The organism is Pseudomonas sp. X4, from assembly GCF_040784925.1.
Lineage (GTDB): Bacteria > Pseudomonadota > Gammaproteobacteria > Pseudomonadales > Pseudomonadaceae > Aquipseudomonas > Aquipseudomonas putida_Z.
Window position 1 is genome coordinate 3,368,246 of record NZ_CP160798.1, and the last position, 21,937, is coordinate 3,390,182.

Consider the following 21,937-nt stretch of genomic DNA (forward strand, 5'->3'; position numbering starts at 1 on the left):
GGTCTTGTCCTAACTGGCACTGGGCGCCGCCGCACGGGCGGCCTGGCGGCGGTGGAACAGGCGCTCCAGGGCCAAGTATATGACCGGGGTGGTGAACAGCGTCAGCGCCTGGCTCACCAGCAGGCCGCCAACCACGGCGATGCCCAGTGGCTGGCGCAGTTCGGAACCGGTGCCGAAGCCGAACATCAGCGGCACCGCGCCGAGCAAGGCGGCCAGGGTGGTCATGATGATCGGCCGGAAGCGCGTCAGGCAGGCCTGATGGATCGCCTGCTCCGGGGTCAGGCCCTGGCGGCGTTGGGCTTCGAGGGCGAAGTCGATCAGCAGGATGCCGTTTTTCTTGACGATACCGATCAGCAGCACCACACCGATCAACCCCATGATGCTGAAGTCCTGGCCCATGGCCCACAGCAGGATCAGTGCGCCGAGGCCGGCCGAGGGCAGGGTGGAGATGATCGTCAGCGGGTGGACGAAGCTTTCGTACAGCACGCCGAGGATGATGTACACCGCCACCAGCGCAGCCAGGATCAGCCACGGCTGGCTCGACAGCGAACTCTGGAAGGCCTGGGCCGCGCCCTGGAAGTTGCCGCTGATGGAGTCGGGCATGCCCAGCTCGCGCTGGGTGCGCTCGAGGATGGTCACCGCATCGCCCAGGGCCACGCCCGGGGCCAGGTTGAACGACAGGTTGGCTGCCGGGAACAGGCCATCGTGGCTGATCGACAGCGGCCCGGTGCTGGGCGGCGCCACATGGGCCACTGCCGACAGCGGCACCATCTCGTTGGTCAGCGGCGAGCGCAGGTAGAAGTAGTTGAGGCTTTCGGCCTTGCCGCGCTGGCGGGCATCCAGTTCGAGGATCACCTTGTACTGGTTGGTCTCGGTCTGGAATTCACTGATCTGCCGCTGGCCGAAGGCGTCGTACAACGCCTGGTCGACGTCGGTGGTGGTCAGGCCGAAACGTGCCGCGGCCTGGCGGTCGATATCGATGCGGGTGACGCTGGCGCCCAGTTGCAGGTCGTTGGACAGGTCGCGGAACGCCGGGTTTTCCCGCAGGCGCTCGGTCAGGCGCTGGGTCCACAGGTTCAGTGCCATGCCGTCGTTGCTCTTGAGCACGTACTGGTACTGGGTGCGCGACGGGCCGGAGCTCAGGTTGATGTCCTGGCCGGCTCGCATGTACAGGACGATGCCTGGTACCTGGGCCAGCTTGGGTCGCAGCCGGTCGATCAGTTCGCTGGCCGATACATCGCGTTCGCCACGCGGCTTGAGGGCGATCCAGAAACGGCCGTTGGCGATGGTCTGGTTGCTGCCGGTGACGCCCACCGAGTGGGAGAACGCGCGCACCGCCGGGTCGGCCTCGATGATTTTGGCCAGCGCCTGGTGCTTCTCGATCATCGACGGGTACGACACATCTGCCGCCGCCTCGCTGGTGCCGAGGATGAAGCCGGTGTCCTGCAGCGGGAAAAAGCCCTTTGGGATACCCACGTAACCGGCCACCGCCAGGGCCAGGGTCAGGCCGAACATGCCGAGGGTCAGGCGCTGGTGGGCGAGGGCGCGGTCCAGGCCCTTTTCGTACCACCTGACCAGCCGCTCGCCGAAGCCGCCCTTGTGCTCTCCGGGCGGGCGGCGCATGAACAGTGCGCACAGGGTTGGCGCCAGGGTCAGCGAAACCATCACCGAAATCAGGATGGTGGCGGTGGCGGTAAGGGCGAACTCCTTGAACAGCCGGCCGACCACGCCGCCCATGAACAGCAGCGGGATGAACGCGGCGATCAGCGAGAAACTGATCGACACCACGGTGAAGCCGATTTCCCCGGCGCCCTTGAGCGCCGCCGTGCGGCTGTCGTCGCCGGCCTCCAGGTGGCGGTGGATGTTCTCCACCACGACGATGGCATCGTCGACCACGAAGCCCACCGAGATGACGATGGCCACCAGGGTCAGGTTGTTCAGGCTGAAGCCGAAGATGTACATCAGCGCGCAACTGGCGATCAGCGATACGCCGAGCACGCTGGACACCACCATGGTCGCCGACCACTGGCGCAGGAACAGCGCCATCACCCCGATCACCAGGGCCACGGCGATCATCAGGGTCAGCTCCACTTCATGCAGCGAGGCACGGATGGTCTGGGTGCGGTCCTGCAGCACCGACACTTCGACCGAGGCTGGCAGCATCTCCTGCAGCTTGGGCAGGGCAGCCAGTACCCGGTCCACGGTATCGACGATGTTGGCGCCAGGCTGGCGGAAAATCACCAGGTTCAGCCCGGGCTGGTCGCCGGACCAGGCTTTGACATAGGCGTTCTCGGCGCCATTGATCACCTTGGCCACGTCCTTCAGGTGCACCGGTGCACCGTCACGGTAGGAGACGATCAGCTGGGCGTAGTCGTCGGGGTGGAACAACTGGTCGTTGGCGGCGATGGTCGACACGCTGTGTTCGCCGTACAGCGCGCCCTTGGCCAGGTTCAGGCTGGTCTGCTGGATGGCCTGGCGCAAGTCGGCCAGGGTCAGGCCGATCGCGGCCAGTTTCTCGGGTTGCGCCTGCACGCGGATTGCCGGGCGCAGTTGCCCGGTGATGTTGATCAGGCCGACCCCGTCGATCTGGCTCAGCTGGCGCGCGAGCAGGGTTTCGGCGTAGTCGCTGAGGTCGTTGCCAGGCATCTGGCTGGAGCTGACCGTCAGCACCAGCACCGGGCTGTCGGCCGGGTTGACCTTGCGCCAGGTCGGCGGGTTGGGCAGGTCTTGCGGCAAGCGCGCGGTGGCGGTGTTGATGGCCGCCTGCACTTCCTGGGCGGCGGTGTCGATGTTCTTGTCGAGCGTGAACTGCAGGATCAGGTTGGTCGAGCCCAGTGCGCTGCTGCTGGTCATCTGGGTCATGCCGGGGATGGCGCTGAACTGCACTTCCAGCGGCGTGGCCACCGACGAGGCCATGGTTTCCGGGCTGGCGCCGGGCAGCTGGGCGGTGACCTGGATGGTCGGGAAGTCGGCTTCCGGCAGTGGTGCCACCGGCAGGCGCGGGAAGGCGATGGCCCCCAGCAGCACCAGGGCGAAGGTCAGCAGCAGGGTGGCGATGGGGTGGTCGATGCACCAGGCCGAAACACCATTGCGCGTGTTCATGGCTGGCTCCGGCGGTCGGCCATTTCCGACGGCGCGGGGGCGTCGGGGGCCACCTCGACCTGCGAACCGGGCTTGAGCCGCGACTGGCCATCGAGCACCAGGCGCTCGCCCGGCTTGACCCCGGCAATGATGTTCAGCCCGCTGTCCTGGTACAGCACCTTGACCGGCACACTGCTGACCTTGTCACCGTCCAGGCGGTAGACAAAGTGCCCGTCGACGCCGCGCTGTACCACAGGCGGCGGGACCACCAGGGCGTTTTCTTCCACGGCGGTGCGTAGGCGGATGGTGACCAGCTGGCCCGGCCACAGGCGGCCGTCCTTGTTGTCGAACTCGGCTTTTACCCGCACGGTACCGGTGGTGGCGGAGATCTGGTTGTCGATCAGTGCCAGGTGGCCTTCACCGAGCAGGCTGCGTTCGCCGTCGGCATCCATGTAGGCCTGCACCAGTGCCGGGGTGGGCGCCTTCAGCAGGCTTTGCAGGGTTGGCAGCATTTGCTGCGGCAGGGCGAATTCGACGGCGATCGGGTCGATCTGGGTGACGCTGAACAGGCTGCGGGTATCGCTGGTGCGTACCAGGTTACCGGGGTCGACGTTGCGAATACCCACCCGGCCGGTCACCGGCGAGCGGATCTGCGTGTACGACAGCTGCACCTCGGCATTGGCGATGGCCGCCTGGTTGCCCTTGACCGTGGCTTGCAGGCGGTTGACCAGGGCCTGCTGCTGGTCGAGGGTCTGCTTCGAAACGCCGTTGTCGGTACTCAGCAGGCGGTAGCGCTGCAGGTCGACGTTGGCTACCTGTATCTGCGCCTGGCTCTGGCCGAGTTCGGCACGGGCCTGGTCGAGGTTGGCGCGGATGGCGCGGTCGTCGAGGGTGGCCAGCAGGTCGCCTTCCTTCACCCACTGGCCTTCCTTGACCAGCACCTGGGTCAGTACCCCCTCCACTTGCGGGCGCACCTCGACGCTGTGCAGCGACAGTACCGAGCCGATGGCGCTGGCATAGCGCGGCACGTTCTGCTGGACGACACTGACCACGCGCACCGGGATGGCGGTTTGCGCACGGGCGGCAGGTGCTGGCTGGCGCTGGCCGAACCAGATGCCTGCTACCGCCAGGACCAGGAGCGCCAGGGCGGCGAGGATGACAGGGCGGGACGGACGTCGCATCGGTGCGGGCACCTTGGCCAGAGGGGAGGGGAATGGTTGTCTGTATTCAAGCTTATAGCCCCCGAACCGGGTCGGCAGCGTGACCGCTGGCTGACAGCGCTGTCAGTTTTGCGCCCTTTGGTCATGCGCGGATTTCTTTTGTGGGAGCGGCCTTGCGTCGCGAAAGGGCTGCAGAGCAGCCCCAGCAATATCAGCACCATGGCCAAAATCCCGGGGCTGCGTCGCAGCCCATCGCGACACAAGGCCGCTCCCACCCTGACCGCGTCGACCTGAAGCCATGTGTTATCCCTGTGGGGCTTGCCGGCGATAGGGTCGGTACTGCTTACCTAGAAACCGATGAAGGCGTAATACACCGGGGGCTCGTTGGTGGTGCGCAAACCATGTTCCTGCAAACTCGCCACCAGCGCAGCGTCCTCCACATGCAGGGCCCACTGTGCCCGGCCAGCCTCCGGTACCTGGGCCAGGGCCGCGCTGAACGCGCCCATGTCAGGCAAGTAGGCAGTAAACCCGTTGCCCTTGAGCGCACTGGTGGTCATGCCCAGCGCCTGGCACACCGCCACCTTGGCGGCGATGTCATCGCGGTCGGCCTGGCGCGAGGCCTGCACCAGCGCCTCCAGCCCGGCATCGACCAGTTGCTTGCCGTGAATCAGCTCCGGCCCCTGTTGCCAGGCTTCCGGCGGGCAGTCCTTGCTGCCTGGCCGCAGCGGGATATGCGGGTTTATTTCCACCGGGTAGATGCGACAGACCAGCGGCCGCTCGTCATAGATGGTGCAGAGGTCGTTGTCGTCGAGGTTGCGGCAGCGCCCGGGGTTGAAGGCGGCGAAGGTCACCGAAACGCGCGCCTCGCCGTCGCCGCAGGGCACGGGATGGGAACGACGCAGCACATGATCACGCTGTTCTACCGGGATGCCAGGGCCGTCTGCCACGAAGGCTTCGATCAGCACCACCACCTGGCCGCCGTTGTCCGCCCAGCGGCGCGCTTCGGCCAGGGTCAAGGGCACGTGGTGGCCGGTACAGCACTTGCCGCAGCCGGTACAGGCGAAACGCAGGCTGTCGGTCACTTGGCTTCCGGGCTCCACTCGCTGACGAAGGCGCGCTGGTGCTGGCGATCGTACAGGCACAGCTCGGTGCCGGTGCGCTGCTGCATGTGCTTCTGGGGGTAGACGCCTTCGATCAGCAGGGCGCTCATGCCGACCTGGTCATCGAACTCGGCGGGCTTGCTGCGGGCGTGGGCATCCTTGAACTGGCTGGCGGCCAGGCAGGCCTTGAGCATCTGCTGGCGCTGCTCGTTCCAGGCCTGGCTGCTGGAGGCCTGGGCGATACCGCTGAAGAGGGCGCAACTGATCAGGATAGAGCTGAGAAACTTCATACGCGATTCCGGCAAGTTACTTGCGAGGGGCGCGAATTATGCCCGACTCGACCCCGGCGGCAAGCCGGGGAGTTTGTCTCCGAATATATCAGCGCTCGGCGAACACCACGGCGCGCGCCGCCACCACCAGACAATCGGTCAGCTCCGGCGAGGAGAACTTGGTGAGGATGGCATTGGCCCCGGCCTGGGTCGCCTTTTCGCTGCTCATGGCGCTGTCCAGCGAGGTGTGCAGCAGTATGTACAGGTGCTGGAAATCGGGGGTTTCGCGCAGGGTGCGAGTGAAGGCGTAGCCGTCCATTTCGCTCATTTCGATGTCGGAGACGATCACGTTGATTTCCTGCGCGGTGCCTTGCAGTTCAAGCAGCACGTTGATGGCGTCCTTGGCGCTGCGCGCGGTGTGGCATTCGATGCCGAGGTTGCGCAGGGTGTGCACCGACTGCTGCAGGGCCACCTGGCTGTCGTCCACCACCAGGATGTTGGCGGCGGCCAGCAGGCTGGCGTCTTCCTCGCTCAAGGTGCCGTGAGGCTGCTCGGGCACCGGCGGGGCGATGGCGTGGATGACTTTTTCGATGTCCAGCACCTGCACCAGGGTGTTGTCGACCCGGGTCACGCCGGTGATGAATGAGCGGCTGCCTGAGCCGTAGGGTGGTGGTTTGATGTCGGTGCTCAGGCAATGCACGATGCGACTGACCGCCTGTACATGCAGGCCCTGGCGCGAGCGGCTGATCTCGGTGACGATCAGGCAGCCGCCGTCCGGGTCGGCCAGCGGCCGTTCGCCGATGGCGCGGGACAGGTCGATGACCGACAACGAATTGCCGCGCAGGGTCGCCACGCCTTTCACGTGGGGGTGCGATTCGGGCAGCTTGGTCAGCGGCGGGCAGGGAATTATCTCGCTGACCTTGAGCAGGTTGATTGCCATCAACTTGCCGCTGCGCAGGGTGAACAGCAGCAGGGACAGCGAATCCGCGCGGGCATTTTGCGTGGCCATGGTGACCTTCGTGGGGAACAGGGGATAACCGGTTATCGGCCTGTTCGGGCTTGGCTTTAGTCATTTTGCACCGAGCCAAGGAATGCTCTGGACCCTGTGGGAGCGGCTTTAGCCGCGAACACCGGCGCAGCCGGTGCCATGCACCGCGTTGGATTCTTCGCGGCTAAAGCCGCTCCCACAGGTACCGCGCTGGTTTCAATCAGCGCAGCCCCAGCCTACGGGCCAGGCGACTAAGGTTAGCGCGGTCCAGGCCGAGTTCCCGGGCAGCCGCTGCCCAGTTTTCTTCGTGCCGCTGCAGGCAGGCCTCGATCACCTGGCGCTGGTAGTCGTCGACGGCTGCGCGCAGGCCCCCCTCGGGTAGCGGTGCCGCCGGCAAGGGCACAGCAGGGGAGGGCGGGGTGCCGGGCGTTGCCGTTGCGCGCAGGTCCAGGTCGATGGCTTCCAGGGTGAGGATGCGTGGCCTGTCGGAATGTTGGCCCAGCGCCTTGAGCGCCGAGCGGCCGATCAGGTGTTCCAGTTCACGCACGTTGCCTGGCCAGTCGTAGGCCAGCAGCGCGGCCTGGGCCTCGCTGCTCAGGCGGAGGCTGTTCAGGCCCAGGCGCGAACGGTTCTGTTCGAGGAAGTAGCCGGCCAGTAGCAGCACATCGCGCCCACGTTCGCGCAACGGCGGCACATGCAGCGGGTATACGCTGAGGCGGTGGTAGAAGTCGGCTCGGAAGTTGCCAGTGCGCACTTCTGCTGCCAGGTCGCGGTTGGTGGCTGCGATCAGGCGCACATCCACCCGGTGTTCGCGGTCCGAACCCAGGCGCTGCAACTGGCCGCTCTGCAGCACGCGCAACAGCTTGGCTTGCACGGTCAGTGGCAGCTCACCGACTTCGTCGAGGAACAGTGTGCCGCCATTGGCCAACTCGAACTTGCCGCGGCGCTCGCCATGGGCGCCGGTGAAGGCACCGCGCACATGGCCGAACAGTTCGCTTTCCACCAGGGTGTCGGGCAGGGCGGCACAGTTGAGGCTGACCAGCGGTTTGTCGGCGCGGTTGCTGGCCTGGTGCAGGGCCTGGGCCACCAGCTCCTTGCCGACGCCGGTCTCACCGGTGATCAGCACGGTCAGGTCGCTGCCACCGACCAGGCGGATTTCCTCCACCAGGCGCTTGTGCGCGGGGCTCTGGCCAATCAGCTCTTTGTCCTGGCCGCTGGCCTGGCGATAGATCTCCGCGCGGTGGTGTTCGTCTTCCGCACGCAGGGCCAGGTGCTCGATGCGCTCGGCCACGGTGACCGTGGCGGCGGCCAGGCTGGCGAAGGCCTGCAGCGCGCCCAGCTCCAGGCTCTGGAACTGCCCGGGGGTGAGGGCATCGAGGGTAACCAGGCCCCAAGGGCGCTCGTCGACCATCAACGGGCAGCCCATGCAGTCATGTACCTCCAGGTTGGCATCGGGGGCGTTGACCAGGCCGTCGTAAGGGTCGGGCAGCTCGGAGTCGCTGGCGAAGCGGGTGGGTTCCGCGCTGCTGAGCAGGATCTGGAAGCGTGGGTGCTCGCTGACCCGGAAGCGCCGGCCCAGGGTATCGGGGCTCAGGCCGTCCACTGCCAGCGGCACCAGCCACTCGCCGTCCAGGCGCAGCAGCGCGGCGGCATCGCAGGGCAGCAACCCACGCATGGCCTGCAGCAGGCGGCGATAGCGTTCCTGGTCGGGCAGGTCGCGGGAAAGGTCGCTTACCAGGGGCAGCAGGGTGGTGAGCAGGGGCTTCGTGGTCATATGGACTCCTGTGGGTCGATATGACTATACGTCGAGGTGGGTCGTTTTGACATGACCTGCGTCAACCCTCTGATTTTGCTGGAGATAAAAGTTGGCATGATTGATGTAATAGCTCGGGCAGTCATTTGAAGCCACAGGCTCAGGAGTTGTTGCAATGCTCAATGCCGAACAACGTGCAATCATCAAGGCCACTGTCCCCCTGCTGGAAAGCGGCGGCGAAGCGCTGACCACCCACTTCTACAAGATGATGCTCAGCGAGTACCCGCAAGTGCGCCCGCTGTTCAACCAGGCCCACCAGGCCAGCGGTGACCAACCGCGCGCCCTGGCCAACGGCGTGCTGATGTATGCCCGCCACATCGACCAGCTGGAGCAGCTTGGCGGCCTGGTCGGCCAGATCATCAACAAGCACGTTGCCTTGCAGATTCTGCCGGAGCACTACCCGATCGTCGGCAGCTGCCTGCTGCGCGCCATCGAAGAAGTGCTGGGCAAGGAAATCGCCACCCCCGCCGTGATCGACGCCTGGGGCGCGGCCTATGGCCAGCTGGCCGACATCCTGATCGGTGCGGAAGAGAACCTCTATAAACAGAAGGAAGAAGCCGAAGGCGGCTGGCGCGGTACCCGCGAATTCCGCCTGGTGCGCCGTGAGCAGGAAAGCAGCGAAATCGTTTCGTTCTACTTTGCCCCTGTGGATGGCAAGCCGGTGCTCAAGGCCGAGCCTGGCCAGTACATCGGCCTGAAGCTGGACATCGACGGCGCCGAGCAGCGCCGCAACTACTCCCTGTCGGCACTGTGCGACGGCAAGGAATACCGCATCAGCGTCAAGCGCGAGGCGGGTGGCAAGGTTTCCAACTACCTGCACGATGTGCTGGCGGTGGGCGATACCCTGCAGCTGTTCCCGCCGGCTGGCGATTTCACCCTGGCGGCGAGCAACAAGCCGCTGGTGCTGATCAGCGGTGGCGTGGGTATTACCCCGACCCTGCCAATGCTGCAGGCGGCACTGCAAACCCAGCGTGAGGTGCATTTCATTCACTGCGCCCGTAACGGCGCCGTGCATGCCTTCCGCGACTGGATCGACGAGCTGGCCGAGCGTCACCCGCAGCTCAAGCGCTTCTACTGCTATGCAGAGCCGCAGGGTGGTGCCGCGGCTGATGCCGTGGGCCTGCTGAGCGAGGACCTGCTGGCCGAGTGGCTGCCGCAAGAGCGAGACGTGGATGCCTACTTCCTCGGGCCCAAGGGCTTCATGGCGGCGGTCAAGCGCCAGCTGAAAGGCCTTGGTGTGCCAGAGCAGCAGAGCCGCTACGAGTTCTTCGGGCCGGCGGCTGCGCTGGAGTGATGTAGCGCCTGCACTGGCCTCTTCGCGGGTAAACCCGCTCCCACAGGGACCGCACAGGTTTCAAAACTTGTGGGGGCCTGTGGGAAATTCTGTGGTTTTCAACAAGCCAGCCCCCACAGGGATCGCGCAGATTTCAAAGCCTGCGCGATCCCTGTGGGAGCGGGTTTACCCGCGAAGAGGCCGGTACAGGCTTGCAGCGTATTCATCCCAGCCGCTGGCAAGCCAGCTCCCTTGCAGCACTGCTCCCGCCCGTGGGTAATCGAGAACGAAACGGTCGATCGCATTCGCCGCCTGGGGGCTGGCTTGCCAGCGGCTGGGCCGCACCTCACCTTCCTGCCTATATATAAGGAGAGATGAAAGCGGCTGTGCAGCTTTCATCTTTAATCCTCCTTTAATCACGGTATCCTTCACTCCCGGGTGTCGAGGGGCTTGCCCCTGCGCGGCACCCGGGCAGCCGCTTTTTTGCCGCCCGGCGTTGAACCGACGTCGTTGCGGCCGGTCTCAGCCACACCGGATAGCCCTGCGCAGCGCTATCACGCCGCTTCCTCGGCACGCTCAAAGGCCCTGCCCAGCGTGTAGACTTGCGCCAGGCAGGCGGATCACGCTGCCACTATCCATCGAAGGAACCGGCAATGAACGAACAAACATCGCGCCTGAATCGGGAACGGCGCTTTCTGGTACTGTTGGGCCTGATCTGCCTTTCGCTGATCGGTGGCGCCCTCTACATGCAGATAGTCCTGGGCGAGGCACCATGCCCGCTGTGCATCCTGCAACGTTATGCACTGTTGTTCATCGCCGTGTTCGCCTTCATCGCCGCGGCGATGCCCGGGCGTCGCAGCCTGACCTTCTTCGAGGCACTGGTGGTACTCAGCGCCATTGGCGGAATCGTTGCGGCCGGCAACCATGTGTATATACTCGCCAACCCCATGGTCAGTTGCGGCATCGACACCCTGCAGCCGATCGTGGACGACCTGCCGCTGGCCAAGCTCTGGCCGCTGGTGTTCCAGGTCGACGGCTTCTGCAGCACGCCGTACCCGCCGATCCTCGGTCTGTCGCTGGCGCAATGGGCGCTGGTGGCGTTTGTCCTGACGGCCGTCCTGGTTCCGCTCGGGATCTACCGCAACCGACGCCAGGCTTAGACAAAAGTCCCGAATGGCATGGGGTCTTTTACGCCGCATGAGAAGAGGGAAAATTCGCTCACCGCTTGATCCAGATCAACCCAGAGGCCTTGCAGAATGCGGCTTTGGGGCCTATCAAGCGGGGTGCGACAAACTGTCGCGAAGTTGAATTTTTGAGCAGCATTGTTACAGATTCTGTAAAGGACTGTTGCTCAATAAGTCATAGTCAAGGGTTGGCGACCTATCTACAATCGCCCCCAATTTCCGTTCGGCACTGCTTGCAAGTCGCAGGATTGAAGGAAGCCCCAGCGCTCCTTTTTGCTGACTTCGTCAAGTTTCGCCCAACGGCGATACCGGGCGGACCCCCCTCCGCGTTTTCCCGCACCAAATGGACTTGGTCTGAAGTACAGGCCTGTTGCCTACGAAACCATAAGCACCGCTAACCCGCTTGACGCCAAGGTCCTGCAGTCGGACCCCGGGCAGGAGCGAGTACGGGCGCGAAATGCCGCACTTGGCAGGACGAAGTGTTGGCTACCAAAACACAAATTGCATTGAAGCAAGCTGATCTAGAGGTCGTGAGATGAGTAAAAAGCGTTACCCCAGACTGTTTGGCATATTGCCCTTTTTAGGCATGCTTTTACTCAGTGGGTGCAACTGGACCCTGCTCGACCCGAAAGGTCAGGTCGGCATTGAGCAAAAGAACCTGATCCTGATCGCTACCGGCCTGATGCTGCTGGTGGTGATTCCTGTCATTATCATGACCGTGGTTTTCGCCTGGAAGTACCGTGCTTCCAACAAGGCTGCCACCTACACCCCTGACTGGTCGCACTCGACCAAGATCGAAGCCGCGGTGTGGATCATCCCGATCCTGATCATCATCGCCCTGGGCTACTTCACCTACCACTCCACCCACAAGCTGGACCCGTACCGTCCGCTGGATTCCGATGTGAAGCCGGTGCAGATCGACGTGGTCGCGCTGGACTGGAAGTGGCTGTTCATCTACCCGGAGCAGGGCATTGCCACGGTCAACAAGATCGTCTTCCCGGCTAACACTCCGGTCAACTTCCGCGTCACTTCCGACGCCGTGATGAACTCGTTCTTCATCCCGGGCCTGGGCGGCCAGATCTACGCCATGGCCGGCATGACCACCAAGCTGCACCTGATCGCCAACGAAAACGGCGAGTTCGACGGTATCAGCGCCAACTACAGCGGTGCTGGCTTCACCGGCATGAAATTCAAGGCTACTGCCACCTCTCAGGAAGACTTCGACAAGTGGGTCGCCGAGGTCAAGCAGTCGCCGAAGAAGCTGGACAAGGCCGAATACGACGCCTTGGCCAAACCAAGCGAAAACAACCCAGTCGCGCTGTATAGCGAGGCTTCGCCAGACCAGTTCCAGCTGATCGTCGACAAGTACGAAGGCATGAACCGCGGTCGTCCGAGCCACGAAGAAGCAGGCAGCAAAGATCTGGCCACTACCAAGGGTGTGGAATCGAGTATGCAACCAGCTGCCGGTGCAGAGGAGTAAGAGATGTTCGGTAAACTAAGCCTGGAGGCGATACCCTATCACGAGCCGATAGTCATGGTGACGCTTGCCATGATCGCGCTCGGTGGTATCGCTGTCGTCGGTGCTATCACCTACTTCCGCAAGTGGACCTACTTGTGGAGCGAGTGGTTGACGACTGTCGACCACAAGAAAATCGGGGTGATGTACATCATCGTCGCGATGGTCATGCTGCTGCGCGGCTTTGCCGACGCCATCATGATGCGTACCCAGCTGGCTGCCGCTACCGGTGGCTCCGAAGGCTACCTGCCGCCTGAACACTATGACCAGATCTTCACCGCTCACGGTGTGATCATGATCATCTTCATGGCGATGCCGTTCTTCACCGGCCTGATGAACCTGGCGGTTCCTCTGCAGATCGGTGCACGTGACGTTGCCTTCCCGTTCCTGAACTCCCTGAGCTTCTACCTGCTGCTGGCAGGCGTGCTGCTGGTCAACATCTCGCTGGGCGTTGGTGAATTCGCCAAGACCGGCTGGGTTGCCTATCCGCCGCTCGCGGGCATTCAGTACAGCCCTGGGGTGGGTGTCGACTACTACATCTGGGCGCTACAGCTCTCAGGCTTGGGTACGACGCTTACCGGCGTGAACTTCCTCGTCACCGTGATGAAGATGCGCGCACCTGGCATGAAGCTGATGGACATGCCGATCTTCACCTGGACCTGCACCTGGGCCAACGTGCTGATCGTGGCTTCCTTCCCGATCCTGACCGCTGCACTCGCTCTGCTGACTGTTGACCGTTATCTGGACTTCCACATCTTCACCAACGAGCTTGGTGGGAACCCGATGATGTACGTCAACCTGTTCTGGGCGTGGGGTCACCCTGAGGTCTACATCCTGATCCTGCCGGCCTTCGGTGTGTTCTCGGAAGTTACCTCGACCTTCTCCGGCAAGCGTCTGTTCGGCCACCACTCGATGATCTACGCATCGGGCGCCATCGCCGTGCTGGGCTTCGCCGTATGGCTGCACCACTTCTTCACCATGGGTGCCGGCGCCAGCGTCAACACCTTCTTCGGCCTGGCGACGATGCTGATCTCCATTCCGACCGGTGTGAAACTGTTCAACTGGCTGTTCACCATCTACCAGGGCCGTCTGCGCTTCACCGCGCCGATCATGTGGACCCTGGGCTTCATGATCACCTTCTCCATCGGTGGCATGACTGGCGTTCTGCTGGCTGTTCCAGGTGCTGACTTCGTGCTGCACAACAGCCTGTTCGTAATTGCTCACTTCCACAACGTGATCATCGGTGGTGCGGTATTCGGCTACATCGCCGGCTTCGCCTACTGGTTCCCGAAAGCCTTCGGTTTCACCCTGAACGAGAAGTGGGGCAAGGCTGCCTTCTGGTTCTGGATCTCGGGCTTCTACGTAGCGTTCATGCCGCTGTACGCCCTGGGCTTCATGGGCATGACCCGTCGTCTGAACCACTCCGACAACCCACTGTGGGAACCCTACCTGTACGTAGCCGTTGTCGGCGCCGTGCTGATCCTGTTCGGTATCGCCTGCCAGCTGATCCAGCTGTACGTATCGGTTCGCGACCGCAACCAGAACCTGGACGTGACCGGCGACCCATGGGGCGGCCGTACCCTGGAATGGTCGACTTCGTCGCCACCTCCGTTCTACAACTTCGCCCACATGCCTGAGAAGGTTGGCCTGGACGCCTGGCACGAAGCCAAGGAAGCCGGTGTCGCCTACAAGCCTGCGGCCAAGTACGAAGCGATCCACATGCCGAGCAACACCGCCACCGGTTTGTTCATGGGCCTGTTCCTGACCGTCTTCGGCTTCGCCTTCATCTGGCACATCTGGTGGCTGGTTGGCGCGAGCCTGGTTGCAACCATCGCTGTCTTCGTTCGCCACGCTGCGCGTGACGACCAGGGCTACATGGTTCCGGCCGAAGAAGTGGCGCGCATCGAAGGCGAGCGCATGAAAGCGCTGGCCAAAGCAGGTGCTCTGCCTGCCGGCGCACGTGTCGAATCGTTTGAGCGGGTGTAATCAATGTCCAGTCAAGTAATGCACGGTGCTGCTCATGGTCACGACCATGGGCATGACGACCACCACCACGACTCGGGCCAGATGACCGTACTCGGTTTCTGGCTGTACCTGATGACCGACTGCATCCTGTTTGCGTCGCTCTTCGCCACCTACGCGGTGCTGTCCGGCAGTTTTGCCGGCGGCCCGTCGGGTCATGACATCTTCCAGCTCGATTTCGTAGCTGTTGAAACGCTGTTCCTGCTGCTGTCCTCGATCACCTTCGGCTTCGCCATGCTGAAGATGTTCGATGGCAAGAAAGCTGGCGTACTGGGCTGGTTGGCTGTGACCTTCCTGTTCGGTGCAGGCTTCATCGCGATGGAAATCTACGAATTCCATCACCTGATCGCCGAGGGCTTCGGCCCGCAGCGCAGTGGCTTCCTGTCGGGCTTCTTCGCCCTGGTAGGTACCCACGGTCTGCACGTGACCGCTGGCCTGATCTGGATGGCAATCATGATGTACCAGATCAACAAGCACGGCATCACGCCGACCGCCAAGACCCGCATGAGCTGCCTGAGCCTGTTCTGGCACTTCCTGGACGTGGTCTGGATCTGCGTATTCACCGTCGTCTACCTGCTGGGAGTTCTGTAATGGCTAACGCACACGACACTCATCACGAAGGTAACCACGGCAGCGTCAAGTCGTACATGATCGGCTTCATTCTGTCGATCATCCTGACTGCGATCCCGTTCGGCCTGGCCATGTCGCCAAGCCTGCCGAAGAACCTGACCGTTCTGATCATTGTTGCCATGGCCGTGATCCAGGTAGTAGTGCACCTCGTGTACTTCCTGCACATGGACCGCTCGAAAGAGCAACGCAACAACGTTTCGACGTTCCTGTTCACCACCCTGGTGATCGCTCTGCTTGTCGGCCTGTCGCTGTGGATCATGTTCAGCATCCACTTCGAAATGTTGGCCAAGTGAGGTAAGACTGCATGTCCGTTAAGCACTTTATCCAAATCACCAAACCGGGGATCATTTTCGGTAACGTGCTTTCCGTGGCAGGCGGTTTCTTCCTTGCCTCGAAGGGCCATGTGGATTTCGCCCTGTTCCTGGCGGTGGTGATCGGTACTTCGCTGGTGGTTGCGTCCGGATGCGTGTTCAACAACTGCATCGACCGTGACATCGACCACAAGATGGAGCGCACCAAGAACCGCGTCATGGTCCAGGGCGGCATGTCGCTGCCCCTCGCGCTGATCTACGCCACCCTGCTCGGGGTGGCGGGTTTCAGCCTGCTGTATGTCCAGGCCAACCCGCTGTCGGCGTTCTGTGCGCTGATCGGCTTCATCGTCTACGTCGGTTTCTACAGCCTGTGGCTGAAGCGTAAATCGGTGCACGGCACCCTGGTCGGCAGCCTGTCTGGTGCGATGCCTCCGGTGATCGGCTATTGCGCCGTGAGCAACAGCTTCGACCTGGCTGCGGTTACCCTGCTGGTGATGTTCAGCCTGTGGCAGATGCCGCACAGTTTCGCCATCGCGATCTTCCGCTTCAAGGATTACAGCGCTGCCAACATTCCGGTCCTGCCGGTGGCACGTGGCATCCTCGCGGCGAAGAAGCAGATCGTGCTGTACGTGCTGGCCTTCGTGCTCGCGACCTTGATGCTTACCCTCGGCGGTTACGCCGGCCTCGGCTACCTGGCCGTGGCAGCAGCCATGGGCCTGTACTGGCTGTACATGGCCTGGGGTGGCTACAAGGCCGAGGACGACAGCAAGTGGGCCCGCAAGGTGTTCGGCTTCTCCATCCTCACCGTCACTGCCCTGAGCGTGATGATGGGTGTGGACAGCCAGACCGCTGCGGACGTGCTGATGACATACGCACGCTGATACTGCTGCCTGTTTCACGAAAACCCCGGCCACTGTGCCGGGGTTTTTTTATGGGCGTTTTTCTGTGCCGGCCTCGTTCGCGGGCTCGCCCGCTCCCACAGGTACGGCGCAGGTCTCGGGGCAGGTGAGTAATCCTGTGGGAGCGGGCAAGCCCGCGAAGAGGCCGGCACAGCAGGATATAAATTTCTTATTTTCAAAAAATACATCTGAAAAGATCTATGAAAACAGGAAATTGTCCTTTACAAGCATCCTCTATCGGCACTATCTTCTGATTCAGGCCGCCACATCGGCCAGCGTCGCTCGGACGGTTCCGGGCGCTTACGTACTCAGAGGAAGCCATGGCCAACCCAGGTTCGCCGCGCCGCTTTGCGCGCATCGATCGTCTCCCCCCTTACGTCTTCAACATCACTGCCGAGCTCAAGATGGCCGCCCGCCGCCGTGGCGAGGACATCATCGACCTGAGCATGGGCAACCCCGATGGCGCCACCCCGCCGCACATCGTCGAGAAGCTGGTGCAGGTCGCCCAGCGTGAAGACACCCACGGCTACTCCACCTCCCGTGGCATCCCGCGCCTGCGTCGGGCCATCTCCAACTGGTACAAGGAACGCTACGAGGTCGACATCGACCCGGAAAGCGAAGCCATCGTCACCATCGGCTCGAAGGAAGGCCTGGCACACCTGATGCTGGCCACCCTCGACCAGGGCGACACGGTGCTGGTGCCCAACCCCAGCTACCCGATCCATATCTACGGAGCGGTGATTGCCGGTGCCCAGGTGCGTTCGGTGCCACTGGTACCGGGTGTGGACTTCTTCAACGAACTCGAGCGGGCCATCCGCGAGTCGATCCCCAAGCCGAAGATGATGATCCTCGGTTTCCCGTCCAACCCCACCGCCCAGTGTGTGGAGCTGGACTTCTTCGAACGCGTGGTGGCTTTGGCCAAGCAGTACAACGTGCTGGTGGTGCATGACCTGGCCTACGCCGACATCGTCTACGACGGCTGGAAAGCCCCGTCGATCATGCAGGTGCCGGGGGCAAAGGACATCGCGGTGGAGTTCTTCACCCTGTCCAAGAGCTACAACATGGCCGGCTGGCGGATCGGTTTCATGGTCGGCAACCCCGAGTTGGTCAGTGCCCTGGCGCGGATCAAGAGCTACCACGACTACGGCACCTTCACCCCGCTGCAGGTGGCTGCCATTGCAGCACTGGAAGGCGACCAGCAGTGCGTGCGCGACATCGCCGAGCAATACCGCCAGCGCCGCAACCTGCTGGTGAAAGGGCTGCACGAGCTGGGCTGGATGGTCGAGAACCCCAAGGCCTCGATGTACGTGTGGGCGAAGATCCCGCCGGAGTACGCGCACCTGGGCTCGCTGGAGTTTTCCAAGAAGCTGCTGGCCGAGGCCAAGGTATGCGTGTCGCCGGGGATCGGCTTTGGTGATTATGGTGATGACCATGTGCGCTTTGCCCTGATCGAGAACCAGGACCGTATTCGCCAGGCGATTCGCGGGATCCGGCAGATGTTCCGGGCTGATGGGGTGGCCCGCAAATAAGCTGTTGGGGCTGCAAAGCAGCCCCGACTGACTCAAGGGCGAGTTTTCCACCTGCATCCCACCGATTGATCTACCTATTTTTCCGCACTCATTTCTCACCACAGAGATCCACAAATGAGTGTCTTCACTGCCTACTTCTGCGGTACCGGTTCCCACCGCTTCGACGACGCCAACCCCAACTTCTGGAATGGCGAGCTGGTCTCGACCCTGGCCAGCAATGACCAGGGCCGCGAATTTGCCCACTGGATCGCCGTTGACGGCCCCGGCAGCGGCAACCTCCAGGATGACAATCTGTTCGTCGAGCCTGGCGGCTACTTCAACTGGACCGGTCAGTTGTTCGGCCGCGGGTGGGAAGAGAACGTCAACCATGTGCTGCAGGTGATCAAGGGTGAAAGCAGCTGGCAGCGCACCAAGTTGAGCGAGGAGGAGTACGAGCGCCTCAAGGATGCTGGCGTACCCATTCCGGATGTTTCCTCCACAGCCTCCTGGTTCTGGCGCACCTACGACTACGGCGAGCGCCATCCAACACCGCAAGAGTTGCAGGAGCGCATCATCAGCTTGTTCCGCAAGCCGCGCTTGCCGACCCAGGTGAACCTGGTGGGCTGGAGCAGGGGAGGCATCAGTTGCCACATGCTGGCCAACGCCATGGCGCAGGACCCTGTATTACGGGACATACCCGTCAATATCTTCGTCATCGACCCGGTGCCAGGCATCGGTAACCTGCAAAGCCAGCGGGTAACCCTGGCGGGCAATGTCCGCGAGTACGTGGGTTTCTATTCGCGGGACGAACGATCCAAAGGTTTCGCCTGTGTGATCCCCTCGGTCGAACCGGATACGCGGATGTGCATCTACCCCATGCCAGGCCGGCATGCCACGCTGGTGGGCAACGCCTCCGTCGACGGTGCGGGTGACGGCAAGGTACTGGCGGAGCCGGGGTTGATCGTTCGCCATTTTGCCGAGGTCTGCCTGACCCGCTGGGGTGTGCAACTGGACAAGCGCCTGTCCATGAGCAACAACCAATTGATGCAATATCACACGGTCATGGCTGGTGCGGAAGGGCAGTACAAGGCCATGCGCAGCAAGTCGTATACCGTACTTACCGAGGGTCAAAAGGACGACCGTCTGGTGTATTGCGGCGAAGCTCGGACGCACTTCAGCAAGGTGTGTGGTGATGGCTATGAGCCGACCGAAGGCCTTGGCCTGCAGCGCTGGGATGTCACTTCCTACGAGGCATTGCGCTAACTTGAACGGGCGGCCGGCGAAGGCGCTGGTCGTCCATGCTCAATTGCCGGATCAGCGGCAAATATTTTTGCATTCCCCCTCTATCCAGCCGCCCCGGCTTGGATTGAAAATGGCGCCGCGGGCCAGCCCCGATAACAACAACCTTCCCTTCGTGCCATCATGTCCGAATACAACCCTTGCCTTGACTGCGGCGCCTGCTGCGGGTACTTCCGTGTGTCCTTTTTCTGGGGCGAATGCCAGTCTGCCGGGGGCCTTGTACCGGACGACCTGGTGGTACAGATCAACCCCACCCGTGTTGCCATGATCGGCACCGATGCCAAACCCTGCCGCTGCATCAGCCTGCAGGGCGAGATCGGCCAGGAGGTGGCGTGCACCATCTACGCCAACCGTTCCAGCCCCTGCCGCGAGTTCGAGGCGTCGTGGGAGGGTGGGGTGCATAACCCCAGCTGCGACGATGCGCGGGCGGCGTATGGTCTGCCACCGCTGACCCCGCCCGGGGCCAACGAGCCGCATTGGCCGGATGATGGGGCTGAGGTGGCCTGATCGTATTTCGTTAGCCTGTACCGGCCCTTTCGCGGGTGAACCCGCTCCCACAGGTATCACCGTACCCTGTAGGAGCGGGTTTACCCGCGAAAGGGCCATCAGCTGTAAGAAGATTCTGAGCCTGCAACCAAATGCTTCAGGTTGCCAGGGATTAGGAATTATCCTACGGCCTCAGTCGGATGCCGTCTGATAGGCAAGTAGCTACCTCAGAGATAACGTTTCGGCGTCGTCACAATTGGCGATCGGGTGTGAGAAGCCCGGTGTTTCGAGATGGCTTGCCAGTTATGGCAGCCGTGCGCGTGCAGACTTCGGTCTGGCCGGTGCCTCGGACACTGGTCTTCTCACCTCGCGTACGGCTGCCACCTTATCTGTGAGAAGGATGCGAGTGGTTGCCTCTGAAAATATTTCCGAGATGTCTATGAAAAAACTTGTACCTGATCCACCCGTTACCGACCTTACTTACCAAGCCGCGAAGTCCCAGGCTACCCAGGTCATGGACATTCTCTCCAACACCATCCTCCAATACCTCGACGCAGAAGCCCCGGACCTGCGTTCCACCCTTCTCGAAAACATGTCGACGCAAACTGCCCTGTTGCACGCCTTGTTAGCCCACATAAAGGCGCAGGAGGCCCAGGCATGAGCGACCACCTCAAATCCCGCACCACCGTAGGTGCGGAGAAATTCCTTGAGCTGTACCGGGTAGAGCCGGGTGTACCGCTTGATCTGGCATTCGATGAATTGTCGGTGCTGATCGGCTGTATCAAGCACCTGAACGAAGAGGCCGAGATGGAGGGCGACAAGATCGCCGGCAGCGCGGCACGGATTCTCAGTGCCATGGCCAAGGCGCTGATCAATGACATGGAACTGGGATTGAATCGGGGCGCCTGAACGATTTTTGGGGCCGCTTTGCGGCCCATCGCCGGCAAGCCAGCTCCCACAGGGTCTCCACAAGCCTCATGCGCAGTGATTACCCGTGGGAGCGGCCTTGTGTCGCGAAAGGGCTGCGCAGCAGCCCCGGGATGCTTGAACCGATCGCTTGACGTTAAACTGTCATCTCCTCAGCAATGGACAGGAGATCCGGCGTGACCCCACCCCGCAGTTTCCCCAGTGACCTCTGCCTCGACAGCCCGCGTCTGCAATTGCGCCCCATGCGCCATGCCGATGCCGCGCAATGGCTGGCGATCATGGCCGACCCCGAGGTCATGCGCTATTGGCACCATGCACCTTGGCAAAACCTGGCCGAAGCCGAAAGCGCCCTGGCCGCCGACCGCGAAGCCTATGCCAATGGCGACCAGCTCAAGCTTGGCATGTACCGCCGTGACAACGGCGAACTGATCGGCATGGTCCAGTTGTTCAACATCGACGATGTATCCCGCCGTGGTGAAATCGGCTACTGCCTCGCCAGCGCAGTGCAGGGCAGGGGCTACATGGACGAAGCACTGACCTGCTTCATCGACTACCTCGCCCACACCCTGCACATGCGCCGCCTGGAAGGCGAGATCGACCCGCGCAACCAAGGTTCGGCACGCACTCTGGAGCGCCAGGGCTTCGTGCTGGAAGGCACATTGCGTGCGCGTTGGTGTGTTGCCGGCGAGTTGTCCGATTCGGGTATTTATGGCCTTCTGCTAGAGCCCCCGGTTGCCTAGGAAGTAAATCTTTTGCCCGTTTTCTACCTGAGTTTCAGCCTGCTGCTGTATCTGCTCGCACTGTTCTTCGATGGCGCGCTGATGAGTGGCGACCGCCACATGCCGGCCCTGCAGATGCTGTTGTACGGGCCCTGGGGCATGCCCTTCGGTCTGTACCAGTGGTTTGCCAACCCGTTGCTGGCGCTGGCGGTCCTTGCCCATCGGCGCTTTCGCCGGCTGGCATTGCTGGTCGGGCTGGTGGCTGTGTATCTGGCGGCCAGCAGCTTTGGAATTGACCGCCTGCCGGACAATCAGAGCTATGAATTTCATGACCTGGCCGGTTTCGGTGCCGGTTTCTACCTGTGGCTGGCGGCGATGGTGGTGTTTTGTGTGGGCCAGGCCTGGCATTGCTGGAGGGCACGTAGCGCCGACGACATGCCGGGCTGGAGCTGGCTGGATGTGGTGTTGATCGCAGCGCTTGGCGTGGCGTTGTATGCGGCAACGCAGATGCCGTCGCTGCGCTTCGAACCGGGCAAGGTACTGATGCCGCCGGAACAGCCACAGACGCTGTGATACCCACAGCAGGGTTTATGACCAAGTATTTGGCTTGCCTACCGCGATGGCAATTGCGGGTTCCATGTGCAGGCCAGTGGCGGGACCATGGCGCAGCTGGAAGGTGGGTCCTGTGTGATAGACATGACCCGCGACCGGGCGGCGGAGCTGGAGCGCGTGCTCAGCCCTGGGCAGTGAGG

The 21,937-nt window shown here is 62.6% G+C and carries 20 protein-coding genes and 1 pseudogene; 15 read left to right on the forward strand and 6 right to left on the reverse strand.

Translation table 11 applies throughout. The features are described from left to right. Positions 1-9: 9 nt before the first annotated feature. The 6 genes from ABX298_RS14965 to norR form a co-directional block, all read right to left on the reverse strand. Complete coding sequence (locus ABX298_RS14965) at positions 10-3,102, reverse strand: multidrug efflux RND transporter permease subunit (protein ID WP_075043804.1); 3,093 nt, start codon at positions 3,100-3,102, stop codon at positions 10-12. Beyond that, positions 3,099-4,262 (reverse strand): efflux RND transporter periplasmic adaptor subunit, encoded by a 1,164-nt coding sequence (locus tag ABX298_RS14970; RefSeq protein WP_367393304.1) that lies wholly within the window; start codon positions 4,260-4,262, stop codon positions 3,099-3,101. The genes ABX298_RS14965 and ABX298_RS14970 overlap by 4 nt, the downstream gene beginning before the upstream one ends. A gap of 326 nt (positions 4,263-4,588) precedes the next feature. After that, positions 4,589-5,323, reverse strand: coding sequence for a YkgJ family cysteine cluster protein (locus tag ABX298_RS14975; protein ID WP_084785041.1), 735 nt, complete (start codon positions 5,321-5,323; stop codon positions 4,589-4,591). After that, complete coding sequence (locus tag ABX298_RS14980; RefSeq protein ID WP_025337739.1) at positions 5,320-5,631, reverse strand: hypothetical protein; 312 nt, start codon at positions 5,629-5,631, stop codon at positions 5,320-5,322. The genes ABX298_RS14975 and ABX298_RS14980 overlap by 4 nt, the downstream gene beginning before the upstream one ends. 88 nt (positions 5,632-5,719) lie before the next feature. Further along, a complete protein-coding gene (locus ABX298_RS14985; protein WP_274078941.1) occupies positions 5,720-6,619 on the reverse strand; it encodes a chemotaxis protein in 900 nt (299 codons plus the stop codon). 199 nt (positions 6,620-6,818) lie between these two features. Beyond that, positions 6,819-8,372, reverse strand: a complete 1,554-nt coding sequence (norR, locus tag ABX298_RS14990; RefSeq protein ID WP_075043808.1) for a nitric oxide reductase transcriptional regulator NorR — start codon at positions 8,370-8,372, stop codon at positions 6,819-6,821. 154 nt (positions 8,373-8,526) lie between these two features. Here norR and hmpA point away from each other — a divergent pair, with 154 nt between their 5' ends. The 15 genes and pseudogenes from hmpA to ABX298_RS15065 all read left to right on the forward strand — a co-directional run. After that, a complete protein-coding gene (gene hmpA, locus ABX298_RS14995) occupies positions 8,527-9,705 on the forward strand; it encodes an NO-inducible flavohemoprotein (protein ID WP_367393305.1) in 1,179 nt (392 codons plus the stop codon). 632 nt (positions 9,706-10,337) lie between these two features. Continuing rightward, the gene (locus ABX298_RS15000; protein ID WP_025337743.1) at positions 10,338-10,844 is read left to right on the forward strand and encodes a disulfide bond formation protein B; all 507 of its coding nucleotides are present in this window, start codon (positions 10,338-10,340) and stop codon (positions 10,842-10,844) included. Between the two features lie 559 nt (positions 10,845-11,403). Then, positions 11,404-12,348, forward strand: a complete 945-nt coding sequence (gene cyoA / locus ABX298_RS15005) for a ubiquinol oxidase subunit II (protein WP_015268993.1) — start codon at positions 11,404-11,406, stop codon at positions 12,346-12,348. Between the two features lie 3 nt (positions 12,349-12,351). After that, a complete protein-coding gene (gene cyoB / locus ABX298_RS15010) occupies positions 12,352-14,370 on the forward strand; it encodes a cytochrome o ubiquinol oxidase subunit I (protein WP_025337744.1) in 2,019 nt (672 codons plus the stop codon). A gap of 3 nt (positions 14,371-14,373) precedes the next feature. Continuing rightward, positions 14,374-14,997, forward strand: coding sequence for a cytochrome o ubiquinol oxidase subunit III (cyoC, locus tag ABX298_RS15015; RefSeq protein WP_025337745.1), 624 nt, complete (start codon positions 14,374-14,376; stop codon positions 14,995-14,997). After that, positions 14,997-15,329 carry a cytochrome o ubiquinol oxidase subunit IV gene (cyoD, locus tag ABX298_RS15020; protein WP_003259128.1) on the forward strand — a complete coding sequence of 111 codons (333 nt, stop codon included), beginning with the start codon at positions 14,997-14,999 and terminating at the stop codon, positions 15,327-15,329. The genes cyoC and cyoD overlap by 1 nt, the downstream gene beginning before the upstream one ends. An 11-nt stretch (positions 15,330-15,340) precedes the next feature. Beyond that, the gene (gene cyoE / locus ABX298_RS15025; RefSeq protein ID WP_025337747.1) at positions 15,341-16,228 is read left to right on the forward strand and encodes a heme o synthase; all 888 of its coding nucleotides are present in this window, start codon (positions 15,341-15,343) and stop codon (positions 16,226-16,228) included. A 338-nt stretch (positions 16,229-16,566) separates the two neighbouring features. Beyond that, the gene (alaC, locus tag ABX298_RS15030; protein WP_025337748.1) at positions 16,567-17,775 is read left to right on the forward strand and encodes an alanine transaminase; all 1,209 of its coding nucleotides are present in this window, start codon (positions 16,567-16,569) and stop codon (positions 17,773-17,775) included. Between the two features lie 114 nt (positions 17,776-17,889). Then, positions 17,890-19,017, forward strand: coding sequence for a hypothetical protein (locus ABX298_RS15035; protein ID WP_367393306.1), 1,128 nt, complete (start codon positions 17,890-17,892; stop codon positions 19,015-19,017). A 159-nt stretch (positions 19,018-19,176) separates the two neighbouring features. Beyond that, positions 19,177-19,560 (forward strand): YkgJ family cysteine cluster protein, encoded by a 384-nt coding sequence (locus tag ABX298_RS15040; protein WP_003259127.1) that lies wholly within the window; start codon positions 19,177-19,179, stop codon positions 19,558-19,560. 385 nt (positions 19,561-19,945) lie between these two features. Further along, positions 19,946-20,200: a hypothetical protein gene (locus tag ABX298_RS15045; RefSeq protein ID WP_367393307.1), complete on the forward strand. Its 255-nt coding sequence runs from the start codon at positions 19,946-19,948 to the stop codon at positions 20,198-20,200. After that, positions 20,197-20,448 (forward strand): DUF3077 domain-containing protein, encoded by a 252-nt coding sequence (locus ABX298_RS15050; protein WP_075043815.1) that lies wholly within the window; start codon positions 20,197-20,199, stop codon positions 20,446-20,448. Before ABX298_RS15045 ends, ABX298_RS15050 begins: the two co-directional genes overlap by 4 nt. Positions 20,449-20,642: 194 nt before the next feature. Further along, on the forward strand, positions 20,643-21,206 hold the full coding sequence (locus ABX298_RS15055) for a GNAT family N-acetyltransferase (protein WP_008093840.1): 564 nt from the start codon (positions 20,643-20,645) through the stop codon (positions 21,204-21,206). Positions 21,207-21,218: 12 nt separating this feature from the next. Next, positions 21,219-21,758, forward strand: a complete 540-nt coding sequence (locus ABX298_RS15060) for a hypothetical protein (RefSeq protein WP_075043816.1) — start codon at positions 21,219-21,221, stop codon at positions 21,756-21,758. A gap of 30 nt (positions 21,759-21,788) precedes the next feature. Continuing rightward, a pseudogene (locus ABX298_RS15065) lies at positions 21,789-21,935 on the forward strand (lysozyme inhibitor LprI family protein); the annotation flags it as partial. Between the last annotated feature and the right edge of the window lie 2 nt (positions 21,936-21,937).